Below are 24,652 nucleotides of genomic sequence, written 5' to 3'. Positions count from 1 at the left end.
GTCTTCATAACCTACGCGGTTGCAGTAGAGAACACGGCAATTGAAAAACATGGCCGTCGTCGACGTCAGCTTCTGCCACGCAATGGTCGAACCGAGGCTGTCATCCTCGGTCAATCCCCGGCCAGGGCTGCTCGAGAGACAGATCACCGTGGTCGCACCGTCCATGGCAAGAATGTAGGGAGCGGAAAGATGCCACATATCCTCGCATATGAGGAGCCCCATCCGGCCGAAGCGGGAGTCGAAGGCCCGGAAGTGCTCGCCTCGCGCGAGATAACGCTGCTCATCGAAGAGCCCGTAGGTGGGCAGGTACACTTTTCTGTGAACGTGGCGCACCTCTCCCCCTTCAAGATAGAGAGAGGTATTGAAAAAACGATAGTCGGCCGACACCTCTACAAGGCCCACCGCAATGGAAATATGGCGGGAAAGCTCCCGGAGGGCATTGATTTCAGGCGCGTCCAGCCGCAGTGCTACATCGGGAACCAAGTCTTTGAGAAAGTAGCCCGTAAGCGCCAGTTCAGGAAAAACGACAAGATCGGCCTTCTCGTCGATTCCCCGCTCCACGGCCTGACGAACCATGAGGCAGTTATCGGCGACACAGCCAAGTTTCGGTTTGATCTGGGCCAGTGCAACAGTGAAATCCACGACATCTCCCCCGTAAGTTTCGGCCTACGGTACCACAGGGGTGGGGAGGTTTCAACGGTAATTCCGGGTCAGTAGGCAAGCTCGAAAGCGTTGGTGATATGTTCGATGCGGGGGGCGTCGGGGGAAAGAATGGTTATTGCGATAACATCGAACCTGGCGTTTACGTCTAACATGCCCTTGCGGGTGAGCCAGGCAAGAGCCGCCTTGGAAATCTGCCGCTGCTTGAAGGGAGTGACCGCCAACTGGGGGACGCCGTAACCGGCCGTCCTCCTGGTTTTGACCTCGACGAACACAAGTGTCTTTCCGTCACGGGCTACGATGTCGACCTCCCCCCCCCTGCAGCGGAAGTTCCGGTCGATGATACGGTAACGGAGCCGTTCAAGGTAGGCTGCGGCCAGGTCCTCGCCGCGAACACCGAGGATCTTGTTATGATGGCTGCCTTCTCCTACCGGCACCGACTTTCTCCCAGGTGCTCCCTGACCCCGCGGAAGGTTGTGCGGTGAATGGGCGAAGGCCCCAGTGCGGCAATAGCTGCCATATGGGAGGCGCTCCCGTACCCCTTGTGCTCGGCAAAGCCATACCCGGGGTAGAGTTGATCGTACTCCGCCATCAGCCGGTCGCGGGTGACCTTGGCAATGATAGAAGCTGCGGCAATGGAAATGCTCGCACTGTCGCCTTTTTTGATGGTTTGCTGAGCCACGGGAAGAGGGACGGGGGAAATCCCGTCCACCAGAAGGTAGTCGGGCGGATCGGTCAGACATTCCACGGCTTCGCGCATGGCTGCGAGAGTGGCCTGAAGGATATTGATCCGGTCAATGACCTTGTGGTCCGCCACACCGACACCGATAGCAAGGGCGGTGCCTTGGATGAGGGTAAACAGGTCATCTCGTCGTGCTGGGGTGAGCTTTTTGGAATCGTCGACGCCCGGCAGGTCGGTGCCGAAGGGAAGGATGACGGCCGCCGCCACTACGGGTCCGGCAAGGGGACCGCGCCCTGCCTCATCAATGCCCGCAATGGTGCGATAGCCGCGGCGAGCAGCCCGGCTCTCGAAATCCCAGACCGCCGGCTGCGGCTCATGATCGAACAGGGTTAACGACACTGCCTCCCCTCCAGCCGAAAAAACGAAAGCCCCGCACTGGGCGGGGCTTCGTGGTTACTGAGCCGCCACGTACTTCTTTTCGCGGATGCGGGCGGCCTTGCCGCGCAGCTTGCGGAGATAGTAGAGCTTTGCCCGGCGGACATGACCGCGGGTAATCACTTCAATAGCGTCAACGGTGGGCGAGTGAAGCGGGAACACACGCTCGACCCCGATGTTGTTGGAAATCTTGCGGACGGTGAACGACTCACGGATGCCGCCGTTTTGTCGGCTGATGCACACCCCTTGGAACGCCTGGATACGGCTCTTGTCGCCTTCCACGATTTTCACGTGAACCTTGAGAGTATCGCCCGGCTTGAAGGGGGGGATGTTCTTTTTCATTTGCTCCAGTTCGATTGCATCAATCTTGTTCATGCTTCTCTTCCTCCCGTTTATCTGACAGAAAACGTCTGTTTGTTGTCAGGTCTATCTGGCGCGGGGCACCGCTTTCATCGCACCCCGAACAGCCTGTCCATGATGATTGCCGCTGCCGACCGAACCGACAAGTGGTTATACTCGCCCGGCCCCTGAATCGGGGCGAGCACAAAGTCCGCCCGGTCGAAAAAATCCTCCGTAAGCCCCCATCCCGTACCGAACACAATGAGATAGGGATGCTCACGATCATGTGCCATTATCGACGCCATCTGCTCATACCCGATACTGCGCGGATGCTGGCGGGCGCCGGTGGTAACGAGCCGGGCAGGTGCGCCGTATTCGTTGCCGAGTTCTTCCAGGACCTCTTCAATGGAATTCGAAATCCGCACGAGGTCCAAAGCTGCCTTGCGTTTGGGGTTATAGGATGCCCCCCATCCTTCCCGCCAATGCCTGATAATCCGCCCGGCCAACTCCTTCTGGCCCTCGACGGGGGTAACCAGGTAGTAATGATTGAGGCCGAACGTCCTGGCAGAGCGGGAAATATCATGGATGTCAAGATTGGTGACGGCCGTTGCGACTACCTGCCGATTCTTGTCATACACCGGATAGTGGACAAGAGCCACACTCACCGCAGGCCTGCTGCACTCACCGCAGGTCATGGCTCGCCTTCCCTTTCGAGCATCGCCAGACAGTCCCGGTCACTGCTGCTTAGTTCCGCTTTGTGGAGCAGATCGGGACGCACCCGCCTCGTCAACTCAAGAGCTTTCTGGCGCCGCCATCGGCTGATCTCGGCGTGGTTTCCCGACAGGAGGACCCCTGGCACTTGAACCCCCCGGAACTCCACCGGACGGGTGTACTGAGGATATTCGAGCAGGCCGTCAGCGAATGAATCATATTCCGCCGAGCCGGGAGAACCGAGGACGCCGGGGATAAAACGGATCACCGCGTCGATCATGACCATTGCGGCAAGTTCGCCTCCCGTGAGGACGAAATCGCCGATGGAAAATTCGTCATCCACAAAGAGATCGCGCACCCGTTCGTCTATTCCTTCATAACGGCCGCAAACGATGATGAGCTCTTCGTAGCCGGCCAGCTCGCGGGCGGCGTCATGGTCGAATCGCCGCCCCCGGGGGGTGGTCAGGATGACCCGCGCTGCCGGCCGCTCTGCCTTCACCGCCTCAATGCAGGCGGCAAGAGGCTCGACTTTCATGACCATGCCATCACCGCCGCCGTACGGGGCATCATCAACGACCCGGTGCCGATCGGTTGCGTAGTCGCGAATATTGTGCAGACTGATATCCACGAACCCCCGTTCCACGGCCCGCCGGATGATGCTTTCGGTAAGAGGCCCGTCGAACATGGCTGGAAACAGCGTCAATATGTCAAATTTCATAGATCGAGCAGCCCCTCGGGGGGACTGACCGTCATGGTGCCTGCCTCAAGGTCGACCTGCACCACCACATCCTCTACGGCCGGGATGAGATATTCCCTGTCGGCACCGCGTACCACGTAGACATCATGACTTTCCGTGGGGAGTATCGAGTCGAGCCGGCCGATGACGGTTCCCGCCGCTGTCACAACCTGGAGACCTATGAGGTCGCACCAGTAATACTCCCCCTCTTCCAAGGGGGGAAACTGATCGCGATGGGCGTAGCTCACAGCCGAAATCAGATGAAGTACTTCGTTTATATTCGTAAACGGCGTAAGCGAAAGGAGCACCCGGTCATGATGCACGGTCGCCCGTGCCACGGGGAATGTCTCCATCCTGCCGTCCTTTCCCTTGAGCACGACCGTCTCAAGGGAAAGGATCGTATCAAATTCACCGGAAAAGGAAGCGACCTTGAGTTGCCCCCGAATCCCGTGAGTTGTTACTATCTTGCCGAGCAGCTTGAGATCATCCTGCCGCACCGGCTCACTGCTTCGCGTCATTATTCCACAATCTTCAGCACAGCTTTCTTGTTGTCCTTGGTCGAAACCGCATTTAGCAGGGTCCTGATGGCCTTGGCCGTACGACCCTCCTTACCGATGATTCTTCCCATGTCCTCCTTGGCAACGGTCAACTTAATCACCGTCGCATCGTCCTCCATCTCCTCGGTGGTCCGTACCTGGGTGGGATCGTCCACAAGCGCCCTGGCAATGGTCTCTACGAGTTCTCTCATGTCGGTAACCTCTGTGATGGAAATGACCGGCGGACCGGGAATCAGATTTCAGTTACACAGACTTTGCGACGAATTTCTCCCAGATACCTGCTTTTTTGAGAATCTGCTTGACCGTATCGGTCGGCTGAGCTCCCTTGCCAAGCCACTCGAGGGTTTTGGCTTCCTCGAACTTGACGGCGGCGGGGTTCTGATTGGGGTCATAGGTCCCCACGTTCTCGATGAATCGACCGTCTCTCCGACTACGCACGTCGGCGACGATAATCTGGTAAAAGGGCTTCTTCTTGGCCCCGGCACGAGCCAGACGAATCTTGTGGCCATCTCTTCCTCCTGGTGGTGTCACGGCCCGGAGGCCGCATAGGTGAATGTCGTTATATCCTGCTTCGGACTTCGTATGAATGCATCAAAAGGGAAACATCCCCTTGCCCATCCCTTTCATACCGCGCATCAGGCCCTTTGGTCCGAGCTTCTGAAGCTGCTTCATCATTTTCTGCGCCTCGGTGAAACGCTTGAGAAGCTGGTTCACCTCCTGAACGGTGGTGCCGCTCCCCTTGGCGATGCGCAGCCGCCTGCTGCCATTGATGATCGCGTGGTTCGCACGCTCGGCAGGGGTCATGGAGCCAATGATCGCCTCGATCCGCTTGAGCTCTCGCTCGGAAGGTTGAGCGCCCTGCAGTTGCTTCATGGCCTTACCGACCCCCGGAATCATGCCGAGAATCGACTCAATGGAGCCCATCTTCTTGATCTGTTGCAGCTGGTTGCGGAAATCCTCCAGATCGAACTGGCTTTTCTTGAGCTTCTGCTGAAGCCGTTCGGCCTCCTGAGAATCGAAGGTCGCCTGGGCCTTCTCCACAAGGGTAAGAATATCACCCATTCCGAGGATGCGCGACACCAGACGATCCGCATGAAAAACTTCCAGGGCGTCGAGCTTTTCGCCGACCCCCACAAGTTTCACCGGCTTGCCGGTCACCGCCCGGATTGAGAGCGCTGCCCCCCCCTTCGCATCACCGTCGAGCTTGGTAAGGACCACGCCGGTAATATCGAGCCGGTCATTGAAGCCGCTGGCCACATTGACCGCTTCCTGGCCGGTCATGGCGTCGGCGACGAAGAGGATTTCCCGCGGCTCCGCCGCCTCCTTGATCCTGACGAGCTCATTCATGAGATACTCGTCGATCTGGTGGCGGCCGGCGGTGTCAAGAATGACCACGTCGAAGCCGTTGAGAGTTGCGTAACGGAGCGCTTCGCGGCAGATGTCGACCGGATCCTGATCTGCCCGGGAATCGAACACTTCCACGGACAGCTGCCGCCCGAGGGTCTTCAGCTGCTCAATCGCAGCAGGCCGGTAGACGTCGGCAGGCACCAGGAGCGGTCGACGCCGCTGCCCCTTGAGCAGCCGGGCCAGCTTGCCGCAGGAGGTGGTCTTGCCGGCCCCCTGAAGGCCTACCATCATGATGGGGACCGGCGGCTTTGCAGCCAGATCGAGACTATTGTCCTCGCCCCCGCCCATGAGGGCCACAAGCTCTTCCTGAACAATCTTGATGACCTGCTGCCCCGGCGTGAGACTCTGGAGCACCTGGGTGCCGACGGCACGGACACGAACTCTTTCGACAAAGTCCTTGACGACCTTGAAGTTAACGTCGGCTTCAAGAAGAACGAGCCGCACCTCGCGCAGCGCCTCCTTGATATTCTCCTCGCTCATCACTCCCTGACCGCGGAGTTTTTTAAAGAGGACGTCAAGCTTGTCGGAAAGATTTTCGAGCATTATCTCAATTAATTCAATATATTATGCGGCCACACCAAAAACTACGGCTACTGCGCGCACGTTACCATGGAGAAAGAGGTTAACTATAGCCCCCCTGTCTTCGGCCTGTCAAGACAAAAAAAGACTTTGCCGCAGGCGAAGATAACGCCCCGGAAGGAACCGAACATGGCGACACGCGGCAACGGACGCTGCGTACCTAGGATTACGGCAACCGGCTGTAGCCGACAGCTGTCTTTTCGTGGATCTCCTCGGGCTCGAGATCGGCCTCCCGCAGGCTCGACTCAACCGCTACGGCATCGGCCGATGCATAGCGGATGGCAAGACCGCAATCAGCGTGGAGGTCGCGGGGCGCGGGAATGAGAAGTATCACCATCCCCTGGCCTTTGAGGAGTTTTTCGGCTTTCATGACGCGGTGGATCGAGTTGAAAATCGCAACGCGCTCTCCCTCGCGAACCATGGCGCTCCTTTCAGGTCGAGAGTTCGCTGGCCAATTGACAAACGGCACAGACTTCCATACTATGCCGAAAGAGGTGAACAATGCACGCATTTTTTATGATTTCGGGCCTGACGCTGACGGCTCTCCTCATCAATATTCCCCTCGGCTATCTTCGTCAAGGGTGCGAGAAGTTCACTTTCGGCTGGTATTTCTACATCCACATCTCCATTCCCCTTATCATCTACCTGCGTGTAAAGGCCGGCTTCAGCTGGAAATTCATCCCCCTCACCCTCGGTGGCGCCGTCGCGGGGCAGCTTATTGGCGGATTCATCCATCGCCGCCGCCAAAACAATGGGTGACGTTCGCGGACGGATGGGCAAGCCCCGGGTGGTAGGCGACCTCCTGGCCGATGTCCTGCGAGGCAAGCCCGCGGAACGTCGCCTGAAAGAGGGACGCATCTGGCTGTTCTGGGACGAGGCTGTGGGAGAACGCATTGCGGCCCGTGCCCGGCCGGTGGCCTTTCGCGACGGCACCCTCACCCTGGCCGTGGTGAGCGCGCCCTGGATGCAGCAGTTGAGTTTCCTGAAGGGTGAGATTACCGACAGATTGAATAGCCTGCTGGGCGAGCCGGTCGTGCGCGACATCTACCTCAAGGCCGGACACATCGCCCCACCGGCGCAAGACGGGGACACCCCGTCCAGGCCTTCCAGAGAACTGAGTTCCGCCGAAGAGCGGTTTATCGAGGACACCACGGACCAGATGGACGATGAGGAGCTCCGTGAGGCCCTAGCCTCGCTGATGCAACGCCACTATTGCTCCGACGTGGAGTAACCCCCTTCCGGGCCGTATTCCCCCAGCAGCTCCGCAACTTCTGCCGAGTAGGTATAGTCATCGTTTCGCACAACAAGAGGCGGCAGGACCTCAAGGTCGCCCCGGCGCCCCTTGGCGAACTCCACCATGGCCATGCGCGCCGGCGCGGTGCGGGTGCCGTGTACGAGCCGAAGGCGCAGACAGGCGAGTTTGAGGCTTGCAGCGTGGGCCATGAGCTCGGGGAGGCGGGCCGGGTGATAGATGAAACAGATCCGGCCCGTGGTTTTTACGAGATATTTGGCGCTTTCAAGAAAATCGGCCAGGGTTGCGGTCGATTCGTGGCGGGCATCGTCCCGACCGGCCCGTGGACTTATCTTTCCGGTCCCCCTCCTGCGGTAGGGAGGGTTGGACAGTACCAGATCAAAGGATGACACGGGAAAGCGTCGACGGAGACCGAGTACGTCTTCCCGCAGGATGGCGATCCTTTCGGCGAGGCCGTTGAGGTGAACGTTTCGCTCGGCGAGGTGCGCCATTCTTTCCTGGAACTCGACCCCAACGAAGGTGCTCCCCGGACAGCGGCGGGCAAGCACAAGGGGGATTATGCCGCTGCCAGTCCCCAGGTCGATTCCCCGTCCCCCCTCTGTCAGACAGGAAAACGCACACAGGAGCAGGGGATCGAGGGAAAAGCGGTAGCCGTCCCGTTGCTGGAGAATCTTGAGATCGTAAGCCCGGAGCTCATCCAGGGTTTCCGTCCCTTCCTCCGGGGCGCCACTCATCGTCACTCCCCGCCCCCTCTCCGCGTGCGGCTCAACAGCCACTCCCGTCCGACCATCAGGAGGAAAATAGCAAACGAAGTGAGCGTCAGGTACTTGCCGACCTTGAAGGGAAGCGGGTCGAAGGTGAACTCGACCCGGTGCCGGCCGGGGGAAAGGTAGACGCCTCGCAGGATGTAGTTGACGCGGTGAATCTCCGTGGGCGTTCCATCAACCCGGGCCCGCCATCCGGCGTGGAACTTCTCGCCCAACACCAGCAGGGCGTTGCGTCCCGCCCTGACGTCACAGGCGATATCGTTGGCCTCGTAGCGGGTTACCGTCACCTCGCCCGCATCGCCCTTGGGCTGAGCCATCGGCGGAGGCATGGGGATGGGAGGCTGCTCCTCAACGACGGCAAAGGAGCGGGGATTGTACGACGGCTGCTGCATGATGCCGAGGATCTGGCGTGGATCGCTGAGAAGCAAGGCGCTGGGTGCGAGCCACGCCTTGGGCAGGACTCCCCGGTTTTCCAGCACCAGCCGGCTACCGTCCGGCGAGGCAAAGACCGGCACATAGCGCGGGCCGAGCGCTTGGCGATCGTCCTCGTACTGTTGGGCATCGTGCACCAGATAGCGGACATTCATCATATCCGGCATGGCCGAATCAAAGCTGAAGGATTCGAGAAAATCCTGCCAGCGGGCGATCTGCACGGGATTCGAGGTAAACATGACCGGAATGCCGTGGCTCACATATTCCATGGGGTCGCTGCCGTCGATGGGGAGCACCCGGCCGGTCTTCGGCATGGGGGCAAGGAACTCCACCACCGGCGATTTCTCGCCCTTGACCTTCTGCGGCACATCCTGCAGCAGCATGAACTTGGCATTCACCCGCCCCACATCGACCAGGAATACCCCCACGAGCAGGTAGGGCAGGGCCCGACGCGAGAACCACCCCCGTGCCCAGCTCCACAACACGGCGCCGTAGACCGCGGCAAATGCGGCGGCAATGCCGATTTCCCGCTGAATGGTCTGCAACCGCTGGGCCACCAGGGCCGGTCCCTGCTCGAAGCGGGTCGGCTGGGTGATCATGGGTGACAGGAGATCCATAACATAGGGACGCGCGGCCATGGTGATGCCGAGCAAGGCCAGGAGCGCCGGAACAAGGGCGATGGCTCCTGCGAGATAGCGACTGAAAGCCGATGTGGCACGGACCTCGTCATCCAGCAGGAGGTCGGCTCCCCGGGCCGCGAGGACCGCGAGCCCCAGGGTCGTGACGAACAGCATCATTTTGGGGACCCGGAAATGATCGATACCGGGGAAGTGCTCGTAGAGCAGCCAGTAAAAAGGGGTGTACTTGCCGAAGGAGAAGAAGAGCCCCCCGACAACGGCGCCAAAGGCGAGCCAGGCATACCGGTCGCGGCGGAAGATGAACGGCAGCGGGGCCAGGAGCCAGGGGAGCAGCCCCATGTAGTCCGTGGTCTGGGTGAAGACCATCCGCCCCCAGTAGTAGGTGCCGTGAGAGGGATCATCGTAGCCCCCTTCCTGGCGGGACAGACCGAAAAATCCGGGGATCACGAAGGTGACAGCCTCCTCCGGCGGCATGGACCAGGACATGGCCTCTTCCACCTGGAGCCCCCCCTGCCCCTGGTTCGACCCGCTCTGGAGGCCGCGGGTGGTCTCCCTGGACCAATCGGCCAAGGGGATGAGGGAGATGGCGACAGTGGAAAGGAAAAAGCAGAGGATGACTGCATTGAGACCGACGAGCCGGGCAATCCCCTTACCCGTCCGGCTGTCGGGATCACCCGCGATGATGCCGGCGGTCCGGCACAGGCCGTACGCCCCGATGGCAAGGCAGGTATAGAAGGCGATCTGCCAGTGCATGTTGAAGAACTGGATGGCCAGCACCACGGCACTGGCGAGGAAGAATATCGTCCGCCGGGACTGGTATCCCCGCTCAAGGAAATAGAATGCCCACGGGGCAAAGCTGATGGTGGCGATCTTCTGGGCGTGTCCCGCATTGATAAGCGAGGCGTTTTCCGGCGCGATGGCGAAAATCAGCCCGCCCAGAAGCGCTGCGGCGCGCCCCGTGCCGATGGCGCGGCAGAGAAAATAGGTGCCAGCCCCACCCACGAAGAGGTGGAACACGATGAACCAGGCCACGTTGGCCGGCGCCGGGAAGAGCCAGAAAATGAGGCTGCGGTAGAAAAGGAACTGGAGCGACAGGGTCCCGCCCCCTTCGGTCGTCCCGCCGTTGGTAAGCCAGTCCCAGCCGGCCCGGAGATGCACTCGGAACAGGTCCAGGAACCCCATTTCCTTGTAGTGCTTGATGGTCCAGTAGAACTCGTTGGTAATGTCCGGAGCCCTGATGATCTTGCCGGTAAAGAGGATCTTGGCGAAAAAGAGCACGAGGATCGCCAGGAGTGCCCCCATCAGCAGGAGGTCTTTTTTTCGTTCGGTAGTCACGCTAGGTTCCGTCTCCTCGTCAGGTTGTCGTAGAAAGCGTCGAGCCGCGCCGCGGCATCGCGCCAATTGAAGCGGGACAGGATTCTCTCGCGTCCGGCCGTGCCCACGGCCCGGCGCCGGACCGGGTCGGCCAGGAGCTCGGCAATCCGCGCGATCATCTCGTCGGGGGCACTGGGGCGACAGAGGATGCCGGAGATGCCATCCTCAACGTATTCGGCGATCTGTCCCACCCGGTCGGCCACCACCGGCACGCCGGCGCGCATCAGCTCCGTCAACTTGGCGGGACATTTGGCGCGATTCACCAGGGTGTCCGCAAAGGGATAGAGGGCCACGTCGCCGGCGGCAAGCCAATGGGGCAGTTCATCGGGCTCCACCCAACCGGCGATGTGGAGGGAATCGGCAAAGCCCTCTGCCCGCGCCGCGGCCGCCAGCAGTTCCTCCTCCCGGTTCCGCCCCGTTCCCACCACCAGGAACCGGATGCCGGGCACCTTACGGGAAAGCCCGGCAAAAACCCGGTGCAGATCTTCCTGGCTGAACTCGAAAAAACGGGTATAGAGCAGGACCACGGGTGCGTTGCCGTCGATGCCGAGGCGTGCCCTCACCCGCGCGCCGTTACCCAGCGGCTGGTCATCAACGCAGTTGGGCAGGTAAAGCAGCCGTTCCGGCGCTACCCCCATGGCGGCAATCCGCGCCTCCAGCTCGCGGCTCGCCACAGTCACCCCCCTGACGCGGGGCGGCAGCCACTCTTCCTGGAACGCAAACAGGAGACGCTGGGCCGGGGAGTAGTCATGGAGGGCGTTCATGCCGCCCCGGCCTTCCCAATCGTCCGTATCGAGGAACAGCGGCGAGCTCCTGGACGCGGTCAGCAGGTGGAGCATGGCGGCAAGTCCCCCATACCCCTTTGGCTTGAACAGGTGGATCAGATCCGGCTCCTCCTCCCGCGCGGCCCGGTACATGCGCCAGGCCATGACCGGCGCCGACAGGGCTGCGCCGCCGGGAGCCAGCCGGATATTCCGCAGCCGCACCCCCCGGATCTCCTCCGTGTGCCCCGAATCTTCGGGATTGGTGTACGGCGGGGCGACAATCGTGACCCGGTGGCCGAGCGCCTGGAGCTCCGCCGCCAGGGGGACCATGCGGGCCACAACCGTTCCCTTGGGACGGATGCCGAAGGGTGCCAGGAAGACAATCTTCATGCCGCTATCCCCCATAGGGCCCGAACCTGCCGCGTCGGAAATCGAGGAATCCCCGCCACATCATGCGCAGCTTGGCCGTCTTTTCCCGCTCGAAGATGAGGATACTCGCCACCTCCTTGCCGAGCCGTACCAGGTCGAAGAGGCAATGGACCGGGAAGTCCCGCAGGTATTCGGCAAAGACGGCGCAGCGGTTGCGGGTCTTGTAATAGCGGCGCAGCGGCGAGTGGTGCGTGGCCACGAACGGCCCGTAGCGCCGCAGGTCACCGACCCGGTGATGGAGCAGCGCCCGGTTGGCGCGAACGACCTGAAAGCCCTTTTTCCGCAGGCGGAGACAGTATTCGTTGTCCACGAAGTCGATGAAAAAGTCGTCGCGGAACGGTCCGACCTCCCGGAATGCGGCGAGATTCACCAGACATCCCGATGTCATGGGGGTCATGACGTCGCTGCACGGGGTTGTTCCGCCGGGCGCCGGCCGGGCACCGGTCAGGTGGAAGGGGGCGATGAGCCCCACCCGCTCGCGCCAGTCGCTGCCGAGGCACGCCAGCATCTGCTCAACCATTCCGGGTTCGGCGCGGCTGTCCTGATCCATGGTCAGGAGGAGGTCGAAGCCTTCAGCCAGAGCCTCCCTGGCCGCCCGGTTCAGCGCGGCGGCAATGCCGAGGTTCCGGCCTTCGCCGACAATGGTCGCGCCGAACCTGTCCCGCAGTCGGGAATGGAGTTTATGGTCCTGCTCTTCGGAGTTGTCGACCACGATCAGTTCATGCACCTGATGCCGGTAACTCGCGATAGCGTCCAGGACAGAGCTGTCGGGCCGGTAGAGAACGACCACCCCGATCGTTCTGATGTCAGCCAGCCGATCACCCTTCATCTGCCGGCCCGGGGCGATCGTTCCAGAATTGCCAGGGATTCGGCCCCGCCCCGGGATCTGATCACTGCCTTGACGCTGAAATCGCTCCTGATGCTGGTGGTGAAGTAGTCGAGCAGGGTCACGAACGATTCCCTCGAAAAGACATGGAAATGGATTTCCGCCTTGCCGGCCGACATGGTTTCCACCAGGGACTCGAGCTCTTCGCCGGACAGGTTCCGGTAGTGCCGGTTTCGTGCATCGGAATTGGGCGTGGAGATGGTCAGCCACTCCCGATAATGCAGCCGGTTTCTTTCGTCCAGCGACTGGGACGTGCCATCCCGCACCAGTTCATAGTCATCGATGAAGTGCTGCAGAGGCGTCAGCGGACGCCCCTTGTCGAAACACCTGCTGCCGATCGGCACGGTAATGAACAGCGTTCCCCCCGGCCGGAGGACCCTTGCCCAGTTGGACAGGACCTGGAGTGGATTCGATGCGTGCTCGAGCACGTGGTTGGCGATCACGAAATCCTGGGAGCAGTCCGGAATACTGGCAAGGGTAAATCCATCTTCCAGGTAGTCGGTCGGCACGATGCTGGCCGCATCGAGCTCGGGGAATTTGCGGATGTTTTCCTCCCGCGACACGTAATCCACATACTTGACGGTTACGCCGGGCGGGACCTGCAGCGGAAAGTGGAGCGCTCCTATTTCGAGCCCGCTTCCCCTCAGGAATCGCGCGGCTGCCCTTTTTCTGGCCAGATACGACGGGAATATTCCCGATTCCTTGACCGCTGCCTTCAGGGATGACAAAAACCGTGTAGCCACTCTGCTCCCCTCTCTCCGTAACGAATCAGATTGCCCGGGCGGCAATGAGCTTGCTGAAGACGAACAGGAGTTTCTCCCACCTGCCGGCGGCGGGGAAAAGCGTCTCCCTGTATTTCAGTGCCAGAGCGAATGTTTTCATCCTGTTGCCGCCGGAAAGAAGAGATTCCGCATACTCGCCGATCTCTTCCAGAAACGACCGTTCCGCCGGGGTCAGGTTCAACCTGTCGGCCATGGCACGATAGCGACGCGCCCTGTTGGCAAGCAGCTCATAGTATCCGCGTTTTTCCGCCGCGGTTTTGCCCATGAGGTGGGCGGCGATCCGCGCCGGCAGCCCCGCCCTCACATTTGCGCCGGTATAATTGTGTGCATGCTGCCGATACTCCGTCAGCTTCGCGGCATGATAAACGACCCCGTTGCGGCGCGAGGCCGCGACCGCGAGCCACCAGTCGTGGTAGGTTTCCGCTTCGGGGATCGGCAGCGCGGTTGCCAGGAGATCACGCCTGAGCATGGCCGTGCACCCGGTGACACAATTGTTGCAGACAAAGTATTCAAAGCAGGTGCCGCTGACCGGCCTTACCCCGGAAACCTCCACCAGTGAGCCGGGCAACGGCTGGTCGTCCCCGTCGATCAGGAGCGCGTCGGTATATATCAGAGAGTGCGGGCCGATCTCTCGCACCAGGGTCTCGATCTTTTCGGGGAGCCAGATGTCATCCTGATCGGAAAGCGCTATGAACTCTCCGCGGCAACCGGCAAGGGCGCGTTCGAAATTCCTCACAAAGCCGAGATTGCGTTCATTCACCCGGAAGGTTATGCCGTGCGCCCGGCGGTACTCCTCCAGAATGGCAACCGTTCCATCGCGCGAACAGTCGTCGGAGACGACGATTTCGATGTTGCGATAGGTCTGCGCCAGAACCGAGTCAAGCTGGCGCCTGAGATAGCGTTCGCCGTTATAGGTCGCCAGGGCGACTGACACAAGCGGAATCTCGCGCATGCACGCCCCTCTCATTTGCGGGCCGTCAGCTCCCAGCCCCACGGGTCGTTCCGGACCGTGTCGAAACGGTCGAGGAAAAGAAGCATGGCCTGGCAGACGGGAATCACCAGTCCCAGCGCGACGCGGAGAGGATAGAGAAACACGCCGGCGAGACGGATTCCGGATACCCCGCTGTTCCGCGCCTTGGGGAACATGCGCAGCGCCCTGGGCAGTTCGTAGGCCCACCGCAGGAACATCCCGCCCATGGGGACAACGCTCACCTCGCTGAATCCCGCCGCCGTGCAGAGGTACTTGAGCCCGTACGAGGTATACCTGAAATAATCGTACGGGGTCTGATGTTCGTCCTGCGCCATGGGCACCGTCAGGAAAAGGCGGCCGCCCGGCTTCAGGACGCGGTACATCTCCTTGACGCATTCAAGGGGCTTCTGCAGGTGCTCAAGGACCTGGGTGCACAGCACGGCGTCGAAGCTGGCGTCCGGAATCGGCAGATTGTCGAGGGGGGCCTTATAGTCCAGGTGGTCGTAATTCCACGTGCTGTCGCCTATCGCCATATCAGCCGCCTTGTAGTCGCAGTGGCGGAAGAGCCCCTTGTAGGCGCATTCCCCCGCGCCGGCATCCAGCAGGCTGCTTCCCGGCGCAAGCCCGTCAGCGACCGATTTGACGAATGCCGTAACGCAGTAGCGGCCCAGATCGGAGTACTTTGATTTGGCGATGAAGTCATCGGTAATTGTCATCAAACTGCATCCTTCCAGAGACGAGAGTAACGGGTTCGTACCAGCACCAAAACGAGAACCGCATATGAAGCGGCATAGACCGTCATCAGGATTACGGCGTTTTCAACGGCCAGACCGAGTGCCAGCACGAGAAGCAGAGGAACGCACGCCATGACCGCAAACAGCAGCAGGTCGGAGAGTATCGGATAATCGGTCACGTTCCTGAAATGACGGTACGCGGCCAGGGCAACCGCCAGCTTGGCCGCCACGGTCGACAGGGCCGCACCCACGCCCCCCAGGGAAGGGATGAGCGCGATATTGAGCAGCACATTGAAGATGTTGCCGTATGTCATGGTTGCCCCATACTCCCGAGCCATATTCCAGGCCGAAAACGGCAGCACGATCGCCCCTGCCGCATAGCCGAGCGTAATAGCGAAGCCAAGCACCTGCAAACAGGCGATGCTTTCGCTGAACGAAGGACCGTACAGGGTTATGATGATGCTCTCCGAAAACAGCAGCAGGAAAAATCCCAGGGGAACCGTACCAACAAGCATCAAAAAGGTGAAGCGCGAAAGTACCGCGGCCGGTGTCCCCTGTTTGAACGATTGGGCAAGCGGCCGGAACATCGTCGGCGTGACGATGGAACTGATGGCATAGAACGGATTGATGATCTTGTATGCCGCCTCATAGATGCCGACCGCATGGGGAGTGGCGAAGTAATACAGGATCAGCCGGTCTGACGTAGTGAACACGTACAGAGAGAGATCCGCTTTGAGAAAGTGACGGCTCTCCGCGAACGCCTGGCGGATTTTCCGGCCATAGGTTGAACCGAACTGTCGCCGGTCCAGTGCACGCACCCTGTGCCGGCCGAGGAACAGCAGTGCGAGCACGCAGCCCAATGCCGAGTTCAGCACCATGATGTACGGCAGCTTCTGCCAGTCGAGGGGCGCCCGTATGAACGCAAACACGACCAGGGCATAGATGGAGCTTTGGGCGACCCGGATAAAGGACGCCGTGTTGATCTCTCCCAGTGCCACGAAAACCCACGCAGGAGAGAACACCTCGAAAAAGATGAGAAAGACGGCCGTTGATAGGAAGTACGCCAGCCGCGGATCGATCCCGGCGAACCTGACCACCAGCAGCGTTGCGGCGATCACCGCGCACGAGAGAACGATCTTCGGCGGAACAGTCAACGCGAGGAGAGCGCCCAGGGTGTCGTCGTCGCGGGCAAGCCGCTGCGAAGAAAGCGCGGTAAGTCCTCCGTCGGCGAAGCGGGTCAGCAGGAGCAGGACCGCACTTGTCGCGGCGCTGAAACCGACGTACTCCGGACCGACAACCCGGCTCATGTAGATCATGCTCGCCGCGCCCAGCAGAAGGGCGACTGCTTCGGCGACCGCCCGAAACGTAAGCTTGCCGTCCATCATGCTGCCTTTTTACCGATAAACACGGAGATGATCTCTCCGTGCCGGCCGGGGAGCTGCATCTCCAGGCACGGGAACCCTTCGCGGCTCAGACAGGAGGCGGCATCCCTGCCGAAATCCCTGAATACGAGCACGCCGGTGTTCCGCACCGTATCGCCGTGCATGACCGGCGACTTGAGATACTCGATGCCTCCCTGCCCCATGCGGGCTCTCTCGACAGTGTGCTCCAGGGAATAGTCGACCGGTACCGTCAGAACGTGATAACCACCGGGTTTCAGCACCCTTCGGACTTCTTCGAGCGACTTATCGAGATCCGCCACATGCTCAAGCACATCACTGTTGATAACCACATCGAAACTGTCGTCGGGAAAGGTCAGGCATTCGAGGGATTCGTTCCGCACGCCGCCGATGGTTTCGCCGAACCGGTCGGGAGCGAGATATTCCGAAACCACGTAGCGCGGGCATGCCTTCAGGGCGTCGATGCGGAAGATGTTGTATGCCGCTGTTTCGTAGACCGAAAACAGTGGGTCGGAGCAGAGCCTGCGCGCCAGGTCCCCGCTCGTGGCGTGGCCGCACAGATCGAGCACGGTCCGGGCCAGCATCCTCATCCTGGAATTGGCCATGCAGGTGACGCAGAGGAAATTCTCCCTCATGGCGAGCATACGCTTGAAGTCTTCCCCGGCCTCCCACGACGCGGTAAGGTCGGCCAGCCACCGTTCGAGTTCGCGCGAATAGACAATCATGCTCCGGGTGTCGCAGACGGGGCAGTAGTCGAACGAAACGAACCGCCACGCTCTCCGGTGCATCAGGAACCGGGCGATGTTTTTCACCGGAACAGGGATCACATCGTCTCCGCGGGGAACCCCTGGCCGACAAACCACTCGTACGTTTCCCGCACCCCGTCCTCCAGCCCGATCCGGTGCCGCCAGCCCAGCGAATGCAGCCGGGACACGTCCGAGAGCTTGCGGGGGGTGCCGTCGGGCTTTGACGCGTCAAAGACGAGCTCACCTTCGAAGCCCACGACTATTTTAACCAGCAGCGCCAGGTCCCGAATGGAGATCTCTTCGCCGCTGCCGATATTGACGATGTCATTGCCTTCGTGGTGGCGCATGAGATAGAGCGCGGCGTCGGCCACGTCATCCACGTGGATGAACTCCCGCAGCGGCGCCCCTGTTCCCCAGACCGTGACCGTCGGAGCTCCGGCGATCTTTGCCTCGTGGAACTTGCGGATCAGAGCGGGGAGGACATGGGACTTCTCAAGATCGAAGTTGTCGTTGGGACCGTAAAGGTTGGTCGGCATGGCCGCAATGAAGCGGGTGCCGTACTGCCGGTTGTAGGAGCGGCACAGGGATATGCCGGCGATCTTGGCGATGGCGTAGGCTTCGTTGGTGGGCTCCAGTGGACCGGTCAGGAGATACTCCTCGCGGATTGGCTGGGACGCCATCTTGGGGTAGATGCAGGTGCTCCCCAGGAAGAGGAGCTTCGACACGCCGGTGCGATAGGAGCTGTGGATGACGTTGGCCTCAATCATCAGGTTGTCGTAGATGAACTCGGCCGGATAGGTGTTGTTGGCGACGATGCCCCCCACCTTGGCCGCGGCGAGAAAGACGTAATCGGGCTGTTCCGCAGCGAAGAACGCCGCCACAGCGGCCTGGTCCCGCAGGTCCAGCTCACCGCTCGTGCGCAGGAGCAGGTTCCCGTATCCCTCTGCGGTCAGTTTCCGCACAATGGCCGACCCCACCAATCCCCGGTGGCCGGCAACGTAGATCCTGGCGTTCCTATCCATCGGCCCGCTTCTCCCGCTCGGCCAATGCCAGGTCCGCATCGGTCATCATATCCACGAGCCCCTGGAAGTCCACCCGGGGCTGCCAGCCGAGCTGGCGCCGGGCCTTGGCAGGATCGCCCAGCAGCAGGTCCACCTCCGCCGGCCGGAAATAGCGGGGGTCGATCTCGATCACGATCTTCCCGCTGTTCGTGTCGATCCCCTTCTCGTGCCCCCCTTTCCCCTGCCACTCAAGGGGCATGCCGAGCCGCGCGAAGACCCGTTCGGCGAACTCCCGCACCGACCAGGTCTCGCCCGTGGCCACCACGAAGTCGTCGGCCTCCTGCTGCTGGAGCATGAGCCACATGGCTTCCACGTAGTCCCCGGCAAAGCCCCAGTCGCGCTTGGCATCCAGATTCCCGAGATAGAGCCGATCCTGAAGACCCGTCTTGATCCGGCCGGCAGCCCGGGTGATCTTCCGGGTGACGAACGTCTCGCCGCGACGCGGCGACTCATGGTTGAACAGAATGCCGTTACAGGCATACATGCCATAACTCTCGCGATAGTTGACGGTGATGTAGTAGGCGTAGGCCTTGGCGCAGGCATAGGGTGAGCGGGGGTAGAAGGGGGTGGTTTCCTTCTGGGGCGTCTCCACCACCTTGCCGTACAGCTCGGAGGACGAGGCCTGGTAGAATCTCGTGTTCAGGCCGGTCTCGCGGATGCCTTCCAGTAGCCGCACCGTGCCGAGGGCATCGATTTCCCCGGTGTACTCGGGGACATCGAATGAAACCCGGACATGGCTCTGGGCGCCCAGGTTGTAGATCTCGTCGGGCCGCACCTCGCGCAGGACCCGGTTGATGGAGCTGGCGTCGTTCAAGTCGCCGTAGTGGAGGAAAAGCCGCACGTCGGGCTCGTGGGGGTCCCGATAGAGGTGGTCGATCCGCCCGGTATTGAATGATGACGAACGCCGGATGACGCCGTGAACCTCGTATCCCTTGCCAAGGAGCAGTTCCGCCAGGTACGAGCCGTCCTGGCCAGAAATGCCGGTTATGAGTGCGCGTTTCACGGATGTTCCTCCCTGATTGACTGAGTTTCCCCGGCCGGCTCGCCGGCTTGGTGCAGAAGTTCCGAAGCCACGCCCCGCTGCAGGAGTTCTTCCCGCAATGCCTCGCGGCGCTTGAACGTGGTGATGACGATATGGTGGTTGCCCGCCAGGAGCCCATGGGGAATGGACACCACGGGCTTGCCGAAGAACTCGCGTCCGTCGGTCGCCTGGTCCATGACCAGCGCCAGCTCCAGTCCCACCTCCCGCAGCGACAGATAGGCGATCTCCGCCACCTCGTCCACCCCGCAGAAGGCCACCCGCCCGACCCCCTGGGTCTTGAGCGCCCGGAACAGGGCGAGATAATCCTGGCGAGCGACCCGGAAAAGGGTCGTGAATGAGCTCAGGTGCTCATAGGCAAGGCGACTCTTTTCGGCAAGCCCCCGGGGGGTGAGGAGATAGGCGTAGCGGTTTCGGGGAAAGGACTTGATCCGCACGAACCCCTTGTCCACGAGGTGTTTCAGGTAGGAGTTGACGAGCCCGAGGGCGATGCCGACCTGGCGGGCGATCTCGCGCTGGGACAGGGGCTCCTCCGACGAGATGGCCGACAGGAGCAGAAAGGAACGATAGGATTCATCCTTTTCGCGAAGCTCGTTCATGAAATGAACGATACTCTACTTCCCACGGGAATGCAACCGGTTATGCGCGTTTCATCCGGCGGTAGACCGCTTCGAGGACATCGGCCCGCGCCTGCCAGGAATGTTCGCGCTCGGCCCGCTCCCGCGCCAGGCGAGCACGCTCGGCCCGAGCCGCCGCATCGCCGGCCAGGCCGGCCAGGTGCGCGGCCAGATCCGCCGCGTCGCCATAACGGGCGTAGATGCCCGTCTCACCCAGGATTTCCCGGTTCACCGGCGTATCGAACGCAATCGTAGGGAGCCCGCACGCCATGTAGTTGAAGAGCTTGCCGTTGGCCTCGGTGAGGGACACCTTGGGCGACACGGCCATATCCCCCGCCGAGAGGTAGAGGGGCGCCTTGCCGTAGTCGATCCGCCCGGTGAAGGTCACCATGTCGGCAATACCCAGGTCGCGCGCCTTCTGCCGGTACCCCTCTTCCGGAAATCCCATGACCAGGAGCCGGAGCGGGTTCCCCCGGGATTTGAGGATCACCATGGCCGACAGGAGAAGATCGATCCCCTGGTAGCGGTTCAGCACTCCTAGATAGACCGCCAGCGGCACGTCCGGCGCGATGCCGAGCCGGCGGCGAACCTCCGTGCGGTCATGGGGACGGAACACCGCGGTATCGACCCCGTCCATGAGGGCCGTCACCTTTACAGCCGGCACCCCCCATTTCGTGACGAGATCGTCCCTGCCCGGCCCCGAACTGGTCACGATGGCATCGGCGCTGCGGTTGATTCCCCCCTCCATTAGGGCGAAAAAACGGTAGAGCAGCGACCCTTCGCGGACAAACCCGTGGTCGGCCAGCTCCATGGTGAGGCTCCCCTGACAGTCGAACAGAAGGGGGATACCCATCAGTTTTTTCAGGAACACGCCGAAGAACGCCCCTTCATGCAGATGGGCATGAATCAGGTCGGGGCGCAGGCGCCGGGCGGTGCGCAGGGCGGTGCCGCAGAGGAGAACATCCAGGTAGGGCTTGTGCCAGGAGGGTCCGGCGGAAAGCTTCGTGTACCAGGGGACGCGCAGGGTGCGGTCCGTGGGGATGCCCGCCATGTCCCGCCCCAGATGGTAGGTGACTATCCGCACCTGGTGCCCGCGGGCAATGAGCGTCCGGGCCTCTTCGTAAATCCTGACGTGGCACCCGCGGTCGGCGAAAAACGGCGTGGGGGCCAGCATGAGAATCCTCACGGCGCCGCCCCCCTACCTTTCATCCAGGTTGATTTTCTCCCGGACGACGTAAATCGGTTTCCCCTGGGACTCGTGGTAGGTTCGGGCGTTCACCTCTCCCAGCAGCCCGAGGGCGATGAACTGCACCCCTCCGAAGAGGAGAAAGGCGGTCAGGATCAGCAGGGGATTGCGGTTCATGCTCATCCCCTCGAAGAGTTTCATAGAGAGGGTAAGCCCGCCGGTCAGGAACCCGGCCAGGATGGTATAGATGCCCCACTTGCCGAAGAGCTGGATCGGCTTGGTGGAATAGGTGAGCAGGAACTTCACCGTCATCAGGTCCAGAACGACGCGCATGGTACGGGAAATGCCGTATTTGCTCGTGCCATAGAGGCGGGCATGGTGGCGGACCGGTATCTCCGTCACCCGCGCCCCCACCTGGGAGGCCAGGGCGGGGACGAACCGGTGCATCTCTCCGTACAGATTGACCCCGTCCAGCACTTCGCGCCGGTAGGCCTTCAGGGTGCAGCCGTAATCGTGGAGGTGAACCCCTGTCATCCGGGAGATGAGCGCATTTGCGATAATGGAGGGAAGGCGCCGGTTGACGAAGGTGTCCTGCCGGTCCTTGCGCCAGCCCGAGACCACGTCGTACCCCTCGTCGATCGTGGCCAGGAGCATCGGAATGTCAGCCGGGTCGTTCTGGAGGTCGCCGTCCATGGGCACGATGACCCTTCCCCGGGCGGCATCGAAGCCGGCCGCCATGGCGGCGGTCTGGCCGAAGTTGCGGCGGAAGCGGATCACCTTCACCCGCCGGTCTTGTTGGGCAATCTCCCGCAGCAGGGCGAACGAGCCGTCAGAGGAGCCGTCATCCACGAGAATCAGCTCGTAGTCGATGCCTGACCCGACCAGGGCGTCGCTCACCCGCGCATGAAGATGCGGAATAGTCTCTTCCTCATTGTAGATCGGAACAACGATACTCAGTTCCACCGGGCACCTCACTGATGTTGCTTCTGCACTGCCTGACGCTGCCGCAGGACAGGCAGATAGAGCCTGACCTCGGCGGCTTCGTCCGGGTACTCCATGGCGCCGAACATGGCGAACATCTCGTAATTGAGCACCGCCTCGGCCAGATTGCCGCGCCGTTCCTCGGCCTTGGCCAGGGTCAGGTACGCCCGGATATTGAACCGGTCGATCCGTAGCGCCTCCCGCGCATGCGCCGCCGCCTGGTTGTAATCCCCCGTCAGCAGGTAACTCAGCCCCACCGTCTCGCGCACCCAGGTAGAGTCGGGATTGACCGTGACTGCATGCCGCCAGAGGGTATGTTCGCTGCGCCAGTACCCGTTTTGTATCACGGTGAGCCCGGCGAACACAACAATCACGAGGCAGGAGGCGCCGACAAATCTCCGGTGGGGCCAGCGTTGGAGGCACCCCGCCAGGACGAGCCCAACGCCGGGAAGGCAGAGGTACATGTACCGGTCCGCCGCCAGGTAGGCCACGGGAACCAGGTTGGAAACCGGCAGCCAGAAAATGAGGAACCAGCCGATACCGAACGATACCAGGGGAAGCCGGCGACGGAGAAAGACCGTCGCGCTTGCCACTGACGCAAGGAGCCCGAGCGACAGCAACGCCCACGGTTGCCAGAGGCTTTCGGAGAGTCGGAATACATACTCGGGGGCTAGGCGGACCGGGAGAACGATCTTGGAGAGATAGAATCCGAAGGCCTTCATGGCACCCATGAAGAGGGGAAGATAGTTCTCCGAAGCACCAAAGCTGTTCTTGGAATAGACCGTGAGCAGATGTTCAGGTGCCAGGAGCCCCCGGAACCGGTACATGAGCGCCGCACCGGCCGCCACGAGGAAGAGAAGTGTCACGAGGGGACGCCTGAGCAGCACCCTTTTTCTTGGTTCAACCATCAGCCATTCGTAGAGGAGAGCCACGAGCGGCAGCGTCACCGTGGCCTCATTGGCAAGGAGTGCGCCACCGTACGCGGCAAGAGCAGCGAGCCACAAGGCAAGGCGCCGCCCCCCGGCGGCGGCGAAACTCCCCACGAAACAGAGCACGGCACCGAGGGCAAAGAACAGGGCCAGCAACTCCTTGCGGTGCGCGATGCCGGCCACCGACTCGGACTGGAGGGGATGCACCAGGAAGAGGAGCGCCCCCATGAGGGCAAAGGGAAGCTCTACCCCCAGGGCGTGGAAAAGGGCGACCAGCAACAGTCCGTTCACTCCGTGCCAGGCCAGCTGCTGGATGCGATAGCCGGCGGGCTGGTCGCCGAACAGGAGATGGTCGGGGATGTAGGTGAGCTCGCGTATGGGGCGGCCGGGCATCGTGTTCCGGGCAAAACCGGCAAGCGAGTGGGCATCGGGATTCTTCAGGACAACGGGGATATCGTCATAGGTCCACTGGTTGAAAAAGGTGTTCCCGTAGACCGTCACGGTCACCAGAAGAAAAAAGACGAGCAGGATGCGCTTGTGCGGCAGCGGCGATGCCGTCATCGCGGGACCTCCCTGGGACCGTGGGCAGGCAGATGCCAAGGAGTGCCGAACTCCTTGACGCAACGGATCGTGACCGGCGCGGTTTCCCCGCCACCGGACCTGAAGCGGGGTGCCAGCAGGCCTTTCAAGAGGCCGGCCCCATAACAGAGGTGGAGTGTCGGATAGAGCACAACGAGCCACGGTAATGCGGCATAGAGGCGCGAATGCACGGCACCCGACAGGGCCGACACCATAACCGCCGCACCGTAGAGGGCAGCAGGCAGGAAACAGGGAGCCCAGGGCGCGACCGGCAGGAGAAGCAGGTAGATCAGAAACACCGTTGGCAGGAAATCCACCACTGAGCGCACACCGGCTATGCGGGTCTGCTCGCCGCGGCCCCTTCCATAGCCGAAAAACTGACGGACAAACGCCCGGAACGTGGGTCGCTGGCTCCGCCGGACAGCCAGGTCCGGATCGTGTACGAGGCTCATTCCCCGCTTCGAGATCCGGTCCATGAGTTCGTTCTCCTCGTTGGGGTAGAGCCGCTCGTCAAGCCCCCCCTCCGCCAGGAAGACATCCCGGCGCATGGCCAGGTTGCACAGGATCAGTTCCCGCTCGCTCGTGCGGCGGGGGCTGCCGGTGGCGCGGTAGCGGTTGCGCGCCCCGCCCCCACCCAGCCGCGATGCCAGAACGACGCCGATGGCGCGCTGGAATCGGCTGTCGGATGCAGGGGTGAGCGACGGGCCGCCCACGGCGGCTATGGATGGATCGGCCAGGTGTGCCGCAGCCCGCGCCAGAAAATCCGGTGACGTCAGAGAGTCGTCATCCAGAAAATAGAGTATCTCGCCCGCTGCAGCGGCTGCAGCCTGGTTACGCTGACGGCTCGGCCGCGTCCCCTCGGCCACCAGGACCTCCATGTGCGAGGAGGGATACTCGGCCGATCCGAGGCGATCGAGGGCACGGACGGTTCCGCCCGGCTTCACGGGAATGATGATGGAAAAGGTAATCGAATCGGCCAT

29 protein-coding genes (1 of these 29 running past the window's edge) are annotated in these 24,652 nt (G+C 61.7%); 2 read left to right on the top strand and 27 right to left on the bottom strand.

The window, feature by feature from the left end:
* The 11 genes from GS_RS03225 to GS_RS03175 form a co-directional block, all read right to left on the bottom strand.
* Positions 1–642 carry the 5' portion of a nitrilase-related carbon-nitrogen hydrolase gene (locus GS_RS03225; RefSeq protein WP_010941312.1) on the bottom strand. It extends 210 nt beyond the left edge of the window, so the window shows 642 of its 852 coding nt (coding positions 1–642); the start codon lies at positions 640–642; its stop codon lies beyond the left edge, outside the window.
* A 68-nt stretch (positions 643–710) separates the two neighbouring features.
* Positions 711–1,097: a YraN family protein gene (locus GS_RS03220; RefSeq protein ID WP_010941311.1), complete on the bottom strand. Its 387-nt coding sequence runs from the start codon at positions 1,095–1,097 to the stop codon at positions 711–713.
* Entirely contained in the window at positions 1,088–1,741 is a 654-nt protein-coding gene (locus GS_RS03215; RefSeq protein WP_010941310.1) for a ribonuclease HII, read from the bottom strand. The genes GS_RS03220 and GS_RS03215 overlap by 10 nt, the downstream gene beginning before the upstream one ends.
* 54 nt (positions 1,742–1,795) lie before the next feature.
* On the bottom strand, positions 1,796–2,152 hold the full coding sequence (gene rplS / locus GS_RS03210) for a 50S ribosomal protein L19 (RefSeq protein WP_010941309.1): 357 nt from the start codon (positions 2,150–2,152) through the stop codon (positions 1,796–1,798).
* A 74-nt stretch (positions 2,153–2,226) separates the two neighbouring features.
* A complete protein-coding gene (locus tag GS_RS03205; protein ID WP_010941308.1) occupies positions 2,227–2,811 on the bottom strand; it encodes an RNA methyltransferase in 585 nt (194 codons plus the stop codon).
* Complete coding sequence (gene trmD / locus GS_RS03200) at positions 2,808–3,545, bottom strand: tRNA (guanosine(37)-N1)-methyltransferase TrmD (RefSeq protein WP_010941307.1); 738 nt, start codon at positions 3,543–3,545, stop codon at positions 2,808–2,810. The genes GS_RS03205 and trmD overlap by 4 nt, the downstream gene beginning before the upstream one ends.
* Positions 3,542–4,081 carry a ribosome maturation factor RimM gene (gene rimM / locus GS_RS03195; RefSeq protein WP_200858943.1) on the bottom strand — a complete coding sequence of 180 codons (540 nt, stop codon included), beginning with the start codon at positions 4,079–4,081 and terminating at the stop codon, positions 3,542–3,544. The genes trmD and rimM overlap by 4 nt, the downstream gene beginning before the upstream one ends.
* Positions 4,081–4,311 (bottom strand): KH domain-containing protein, encoded by a 231-nt coding sequence (locus GS_RS03190; protein WP_010941305.1) that lies wholly within the window; start codon positions 4,309–4,311, stop codon positions 4,081–4,083. The genes rimM and GS_RS03190 overlap by 1 nt, the downstream gene beginning before the upstream one ends.
* Positions 4,312–4,363: 52 nt before the next feature.
* The gene (gene rpsP / locus GS_RS03185; protein ID WP_164930419.1) at positions 4,364–4,651 is read right to left on the bottom strand and encodes a 30S ribosomal protein S16; all 288 of its coding nucleotides are present in this window, start codon (positions 4,649–4,651) and stop codon (positions 4,364–4,366) included.
* Positions 4,652–4,711: 60 nt separating this feature from the next.
* Positions 4,712–6,070: a signal recognition particle protein gene (gene ffh / locus GS_RS03180; RefSeq protein ID WP_010941303.1), complete on the bottom strand. Its 1,359-nt coding sequence runs from the start codon at positions 6,068–6,070 to the stop codon at positions 4,712–4,714.
* A gap of 202 nt (positions 6,071–6,272) precedes the next feature.
* Positions 6,273–6,527, bottom strand: coding sequence for a DUF3343 domain-containing protein (locus GS_RS03175; protein WP_010941302.1), 255 nt, complete (start codon positions 6,525–6,527; stop codon positions 6,273–6,275).
* An 80-nt stretch (positions 6,528–6,607) separates the two neighbouring features.
* Between GS_RS03175 and GS_RS03170 the strand changes: the two genes are divergently transcribed.
* Both GS_RS03170 and GS_RS03165 read left to right on the top strand, forming a co-directional pair.
* On the top strand, positions 6,608–6,865 hold the full coding sequence (locus GS_RS03170) for a hypothetical protein (protein WP_010941301.1): 258 nt from the start codon (positions 6,608–6,610) through the stop codon (positions 6,863–6,865).
* Positions 6,858–7,337, top strand: coding sequence for a DUF721 domain-containing protein (locus GS_RS03165; protein ID WP_010941300.1), 480 nt, complete (start codon positions 6,858–6,860; stop codon positions 7,335–7,337). The genes GS_RS03170 and GS_RS03165 overlap by 8 nt, the downstream gene beginning before the upstream one ends.
* Here GS_RS03165 and GS_RS03160 read toward each other — a convergent pair.
* The 16 genes from GS_RS03160 to GS_RS03085 are packed head-to-tail and all read right to left on the bottom strand — an operon-like array spanning position 7,316 to position 24,652.
* Positions 7,316–8,092 (bottom strand): tRNA1(Val) (adenine(37)-N6)-methyltransferase, encoded by a 777-nt coding sequence (locus GS_RS03160; protein WP_010941299.1) that lies wholly within the window; start codon positions 8,090–8,092, stop codon positions 7,316–7,318. The two genes, GS_RS03165 and GS_RS03160, sit on opposite strands and share 22 nt — an antisense overlap.
* A gap of 2 nt (positions 8,093–8,094) precedes the next feature.
* Positions 8,095–10,530 (bottom strand): YfhO family protein, encoded by a 2,436-nt coding sequence (locus GS_RS03155; RefSeq protein WP_010941298.1) that lies wholly within the window; start codon positions 10,528–10,530, stop codon positions 8,095–8,097.
* Positions 10,527–11,723, bottom strand: coding sequence for a glycosyltransferase family 4 protein (locus tag GS_RS03150; RefSeq protein ID WP_010941297.1), 1,197 nt, complete (start codon positions 11,721–11,723; stop codon positions 10,527–10,529). The genes GS_RS03155 and GS_RS03150 overlap by 4 nt, the downstream gene beginning before the upstream one ends.
* 4 nt (positions 11,724–11,727) lie before the next feature.
* Positions 11,728–12,591: a glycosyltransferase family 2 protein gene (locus tag GS_RS03145; RefSeq protein ID WP_010941296.1), complete on the bottom strand. Its 864-nt coding sequence runs from the start codon at positions 12,589–12,591 to the stop codon at positions 11,728–11,730.
* Positions 12,588–13,391 (bottom strand): methyltransferase domain-containing protein, encoded by an 804-nt coding sequence (locus tag GS_RS03140; RefSeq protein ID WP_010941295.1) that lies wholly within the window; start codon positions 13,389–13,391, stop codon positions 12,588–12,590. Before GS_RS03140 ends, GS_RS03145 begins: the two co-directional genes overlap by 4 nt.
* Before the next feature lie 25 nt (positions 13,392–13,416).
* Complete coding sequence (locus GS_RS03135; RefSeq protein WP_010941294.1) at positions 13,417–14,382, bottom strand: glycosyltransferase family 2 protein; 966 nt, start codon at positions 14,380–14,382, stop codon at positions 13,417–13,419.
* An 11-nt stretch (positions 14,383–14,393) separates the two neighbouring features.
* On the bottom strand, positions 14,394–15,116 hold the full coding sequence (locus GS_RS03130) for a class I SAM-dependent methyltransferase (RefSeq protein ID WP_010941293.1): 723 nt from the start codon (positions 15,114–15,116) through the stop codon (positions 14,394–14,396).
* Positions 15,116–16,519, bottom strand: coding sequence for an oligosaccharide flippase family protein (locus GS_RS03125; protein ID WP_235044959.1), 1,404 nt, complete (start codon positions 16,517–16,519; stop codon positions 15,116–15,118). The genes GS_RS03130 and GS_RS03125 overlap by 1 nt, the downstream gene beginning before the upstream one ends.
* Positions 16,516–17,361 carry a class I SAM-dependent methyltransferase gene (locus GS_RS03120; protein WP_010941291.1) on the bottom strand — a complete coding sequence of 282 codons (846 nt, stop codon included), beginning with the start codon at positions 17,359–17,361 and terminating at the stop codon, positions 16,516–16,518. The genes GS_RS03125 and GS_RS03120 overlap by 4 nt, the downstream gene beginning before the upstream one ends.
* A complete protein-coding gene (locus GS_RS03115) occupies positions 17,358–18,302 on the bottom strand; it encodes a GDP-L-fucose synthase (RefSeq protein ID WP_010941290.1) in 945 nt (314 codons plus the stop codon). Before GS_RS03115 ends, GS_RS03120 begins: the two co-directional genes overlap by 4 nt.
* Entirely contained in the window at positions 18,295–19,344 is a 1,050-nt protein-coding gene (gmd, locus tag GS_RS03110) for a GDP-mannose 4,6-dehydratase (protein WP_010941289.1), read from the bottom strand. The genes GS_RS03115 and gmd overlap by 8 nt, the downstream gene beginning before the upstream one ends.
* On the bottom strand, positions 19,341–19,979 hold the full coding sequence (locus GS_RS03105) for a winged helix-turn-helix transcriptional regulator (RefSeq protein ID WP_010941288.1): 639 nt from the start codon (positions 19,977–19,979) through the stop codon (positions 19,341–19,343). The genes gmd and GS_RS03105 overlap by 4 nt, the downstream gene beginning before the upstream one ends.
* Before the next feature lie 40 nt (positions 19,980–20,019).
* A complete protein-coding gene (locus GS_RS03100) occupies positions 20,020–21,171 on the bottom strand; it encodes a glycosyltransferase family 4 protein (protein WP_010941287.1) in 1,152 nt (383 codons plus the stop codon).
* 24 nt (positions 21,172–21,195) lie between these two features.
* Positions 21,196–22,146, bottom strand: a complete 951-nt coding sequence (locus GS_RS03095; RefSeq protein ID WP_010941286.1) for a glycosyltransferase family 2 protein — start codon at positions 22,144–22,146, stop codon at positions 21,196–21,198.
* A gap of 8 nt (positions 22,147–22,154) precedes the next feature.
* The gene (locus tag GS_RS03090) at positions 22,155–23,654 is read right to left on the bottom strand and encodes a tetratricopeptide repeat protein (protein ID WP_010941285.1); all 1,500 of its coding nucleotides are present in this window, start codon (positions 23,652–23,654) and stop codon (positions 22,155–22,157) included.
* Entirely contained in the window at positions 23,651–24,652 is a 1,002-nt protein-coding gene (locus tag GS_RS03085; protein ID WP_010941284.1) for a glycosyltransferase family 2 protein, read from the bottom strand. The genes GS_RS03090 and GS_RS03085 overlap by 4 nt, the downstream gene beginning before the upstream one ends.

Source organism: Geobacter sulfurreducens PCA (assembly GCF_000007985.2).
In the GTDB taxonomy this organism is placed as follows: domain Bacteria; phylum Desulfobacterota; class Desulfuromonadia; order Geobacterales; family Geobacteraceae; genus Geobacter; species Geobacter sulfurreducens.
This window is presented reverse-complemented; position numbering and strand designations above follow the sequence as displayed.

Bases quoted from the DNA above. Each gene is read 5' to 3' on its own strand.
- rplS (WP_010941309.1), bottom strand. From the start codon at position 2,152: ATGAACAAGATTGATGCAATCGAACTGGAGCAAATGAAAAAGAACATC.
- GS_RS03205 (WP_010941308.1), bottom strand. From the start codon at position 2,811: ATGACCTGCGGTGAGTGCAGCAGGCCTGCGGTGAGTGTGGCTCTTGTC.
- trmD (WP_010941307.1), bottom strand. From the start codon at position 3,545: ATGAAATTTGACATATTGACGCTGTTTCCAGCCATGTTCGACGGGCCT.
- rimM (WP_200858943.1), bottom strand. From the start codon at position 4,081: ATGACGCGAAGCAGTGAGCCGGTGCGGCAGGATGATCTCAAGCTGCTC.
- GS_RS03190 (WP_010941305.1), bottom strand. From the start codon at position 4,311: ATGAGAGAACTCGTAGAGACCATTGCCAGGGCGCTTGTGGACGATCCC.
- ffh (WP_010941303.1), bottom strand. From the start codon at position 6,070: ATGCTCGAAAATCTTTCCGACAAGCTTGACGTCCTCTTTAAAAAACTC.
- GS_RS03175 (WP_010941302.1), bottom strand. From the start codon at position 6,527: ATGGTTCGCGAGGGAGAGCGCGTTGCGATTTTCAACTCGATCCACCGC.
- GS_RS03170 (WP_010941301.1), top strand. From the start codon at position 6,608: ATGCACGCATTTTTTATGATTTCGGGCCTGACGCTGACGGCTCTCCTC.
- GS_RS03165 (WP_010941300.1), top strand. From the start codon at position 6,858: ATGGGTGACGTTCGCGGACGGATGGGCAAGCCCCGGGTGGTAGGCGAC.
- GS_RS03160 (WP_010941299.1), bottom strand. From the start codon at position 8,092: ATGAGTGGCGCCCCGGAGGAAGGGACGGAAACCCTGGATGAGCTCCGG.
- GS_RS03150 (WP_010941297.1), bottom strand. From the start codon at position 11,723: ATGAAGATTGTCTTCCTGGCACCCTTCGGCATCCGTCCCAAGGGAACG.
- GS_RS03145 (WP_010941296.1), bottom strand. From the start codon at position 12,591: ATGAAGGGTGATCGGCTGGCTGACATCAGAACGATCGGGGTGGTCGTT.
- GS_RS03135 (WP_010941294.1), bottom strand. From the start codon at position 14,382: ATGCGCGAGATTCCGCTTGTGTCAGTCGCCCTGGCGACCTATAACGGC.
- GS_RS03130 (WP_010941293.1), bottom strand. From the start codon at position 15,116: ATGACAATTACCGATGACTTCATCGCCAAATCAAAGTACTCCGATCTG.
- GS_RS03125 (WP_235044959.1), bottom strand. From the start codon at position 16,519: ATGATGGACGGCAAGCTTACGTTTCGGGCGGTCGCCGAAGCAGTCGCC.
- GS_RS03115 (WP_010941290.1), bottom strand. From the start codon at position 18,302: ATGGATAGGAACGCCAGGATCTACGTTGCCGGCCACCGGGGATTGGTG.
- GS_RS03105 (WP_010941288.1), bottom strand. From the start codon at position 19,979: ATGAACGAGCTTCGCGAAAAGGATGAATCCTATCGTTCCTTTCTGCTC.
- GS_RS03100 (WP_010941287.1), bottom strand. From the start codon at position 21,171: ATGCTGGCCCCCACGCCGTTTTTCGCCGACCGCGGGTGCCACGTCAGG.
- GS_RS03090 (WP_010941285.1), bottom strand. From the start codon at position 23,654: ATGACGGCATCGCCGCTGCCGCACAAGCGCATCCTGCTCGTCTTTTTT.
- GS_RS03085 (WP_010941284.1), bottom strand. From the start codon at position 24,652: ATGGCCGATTCGATTACCTTTTCCATCATCATTCCCGTGAAGCCGGGC.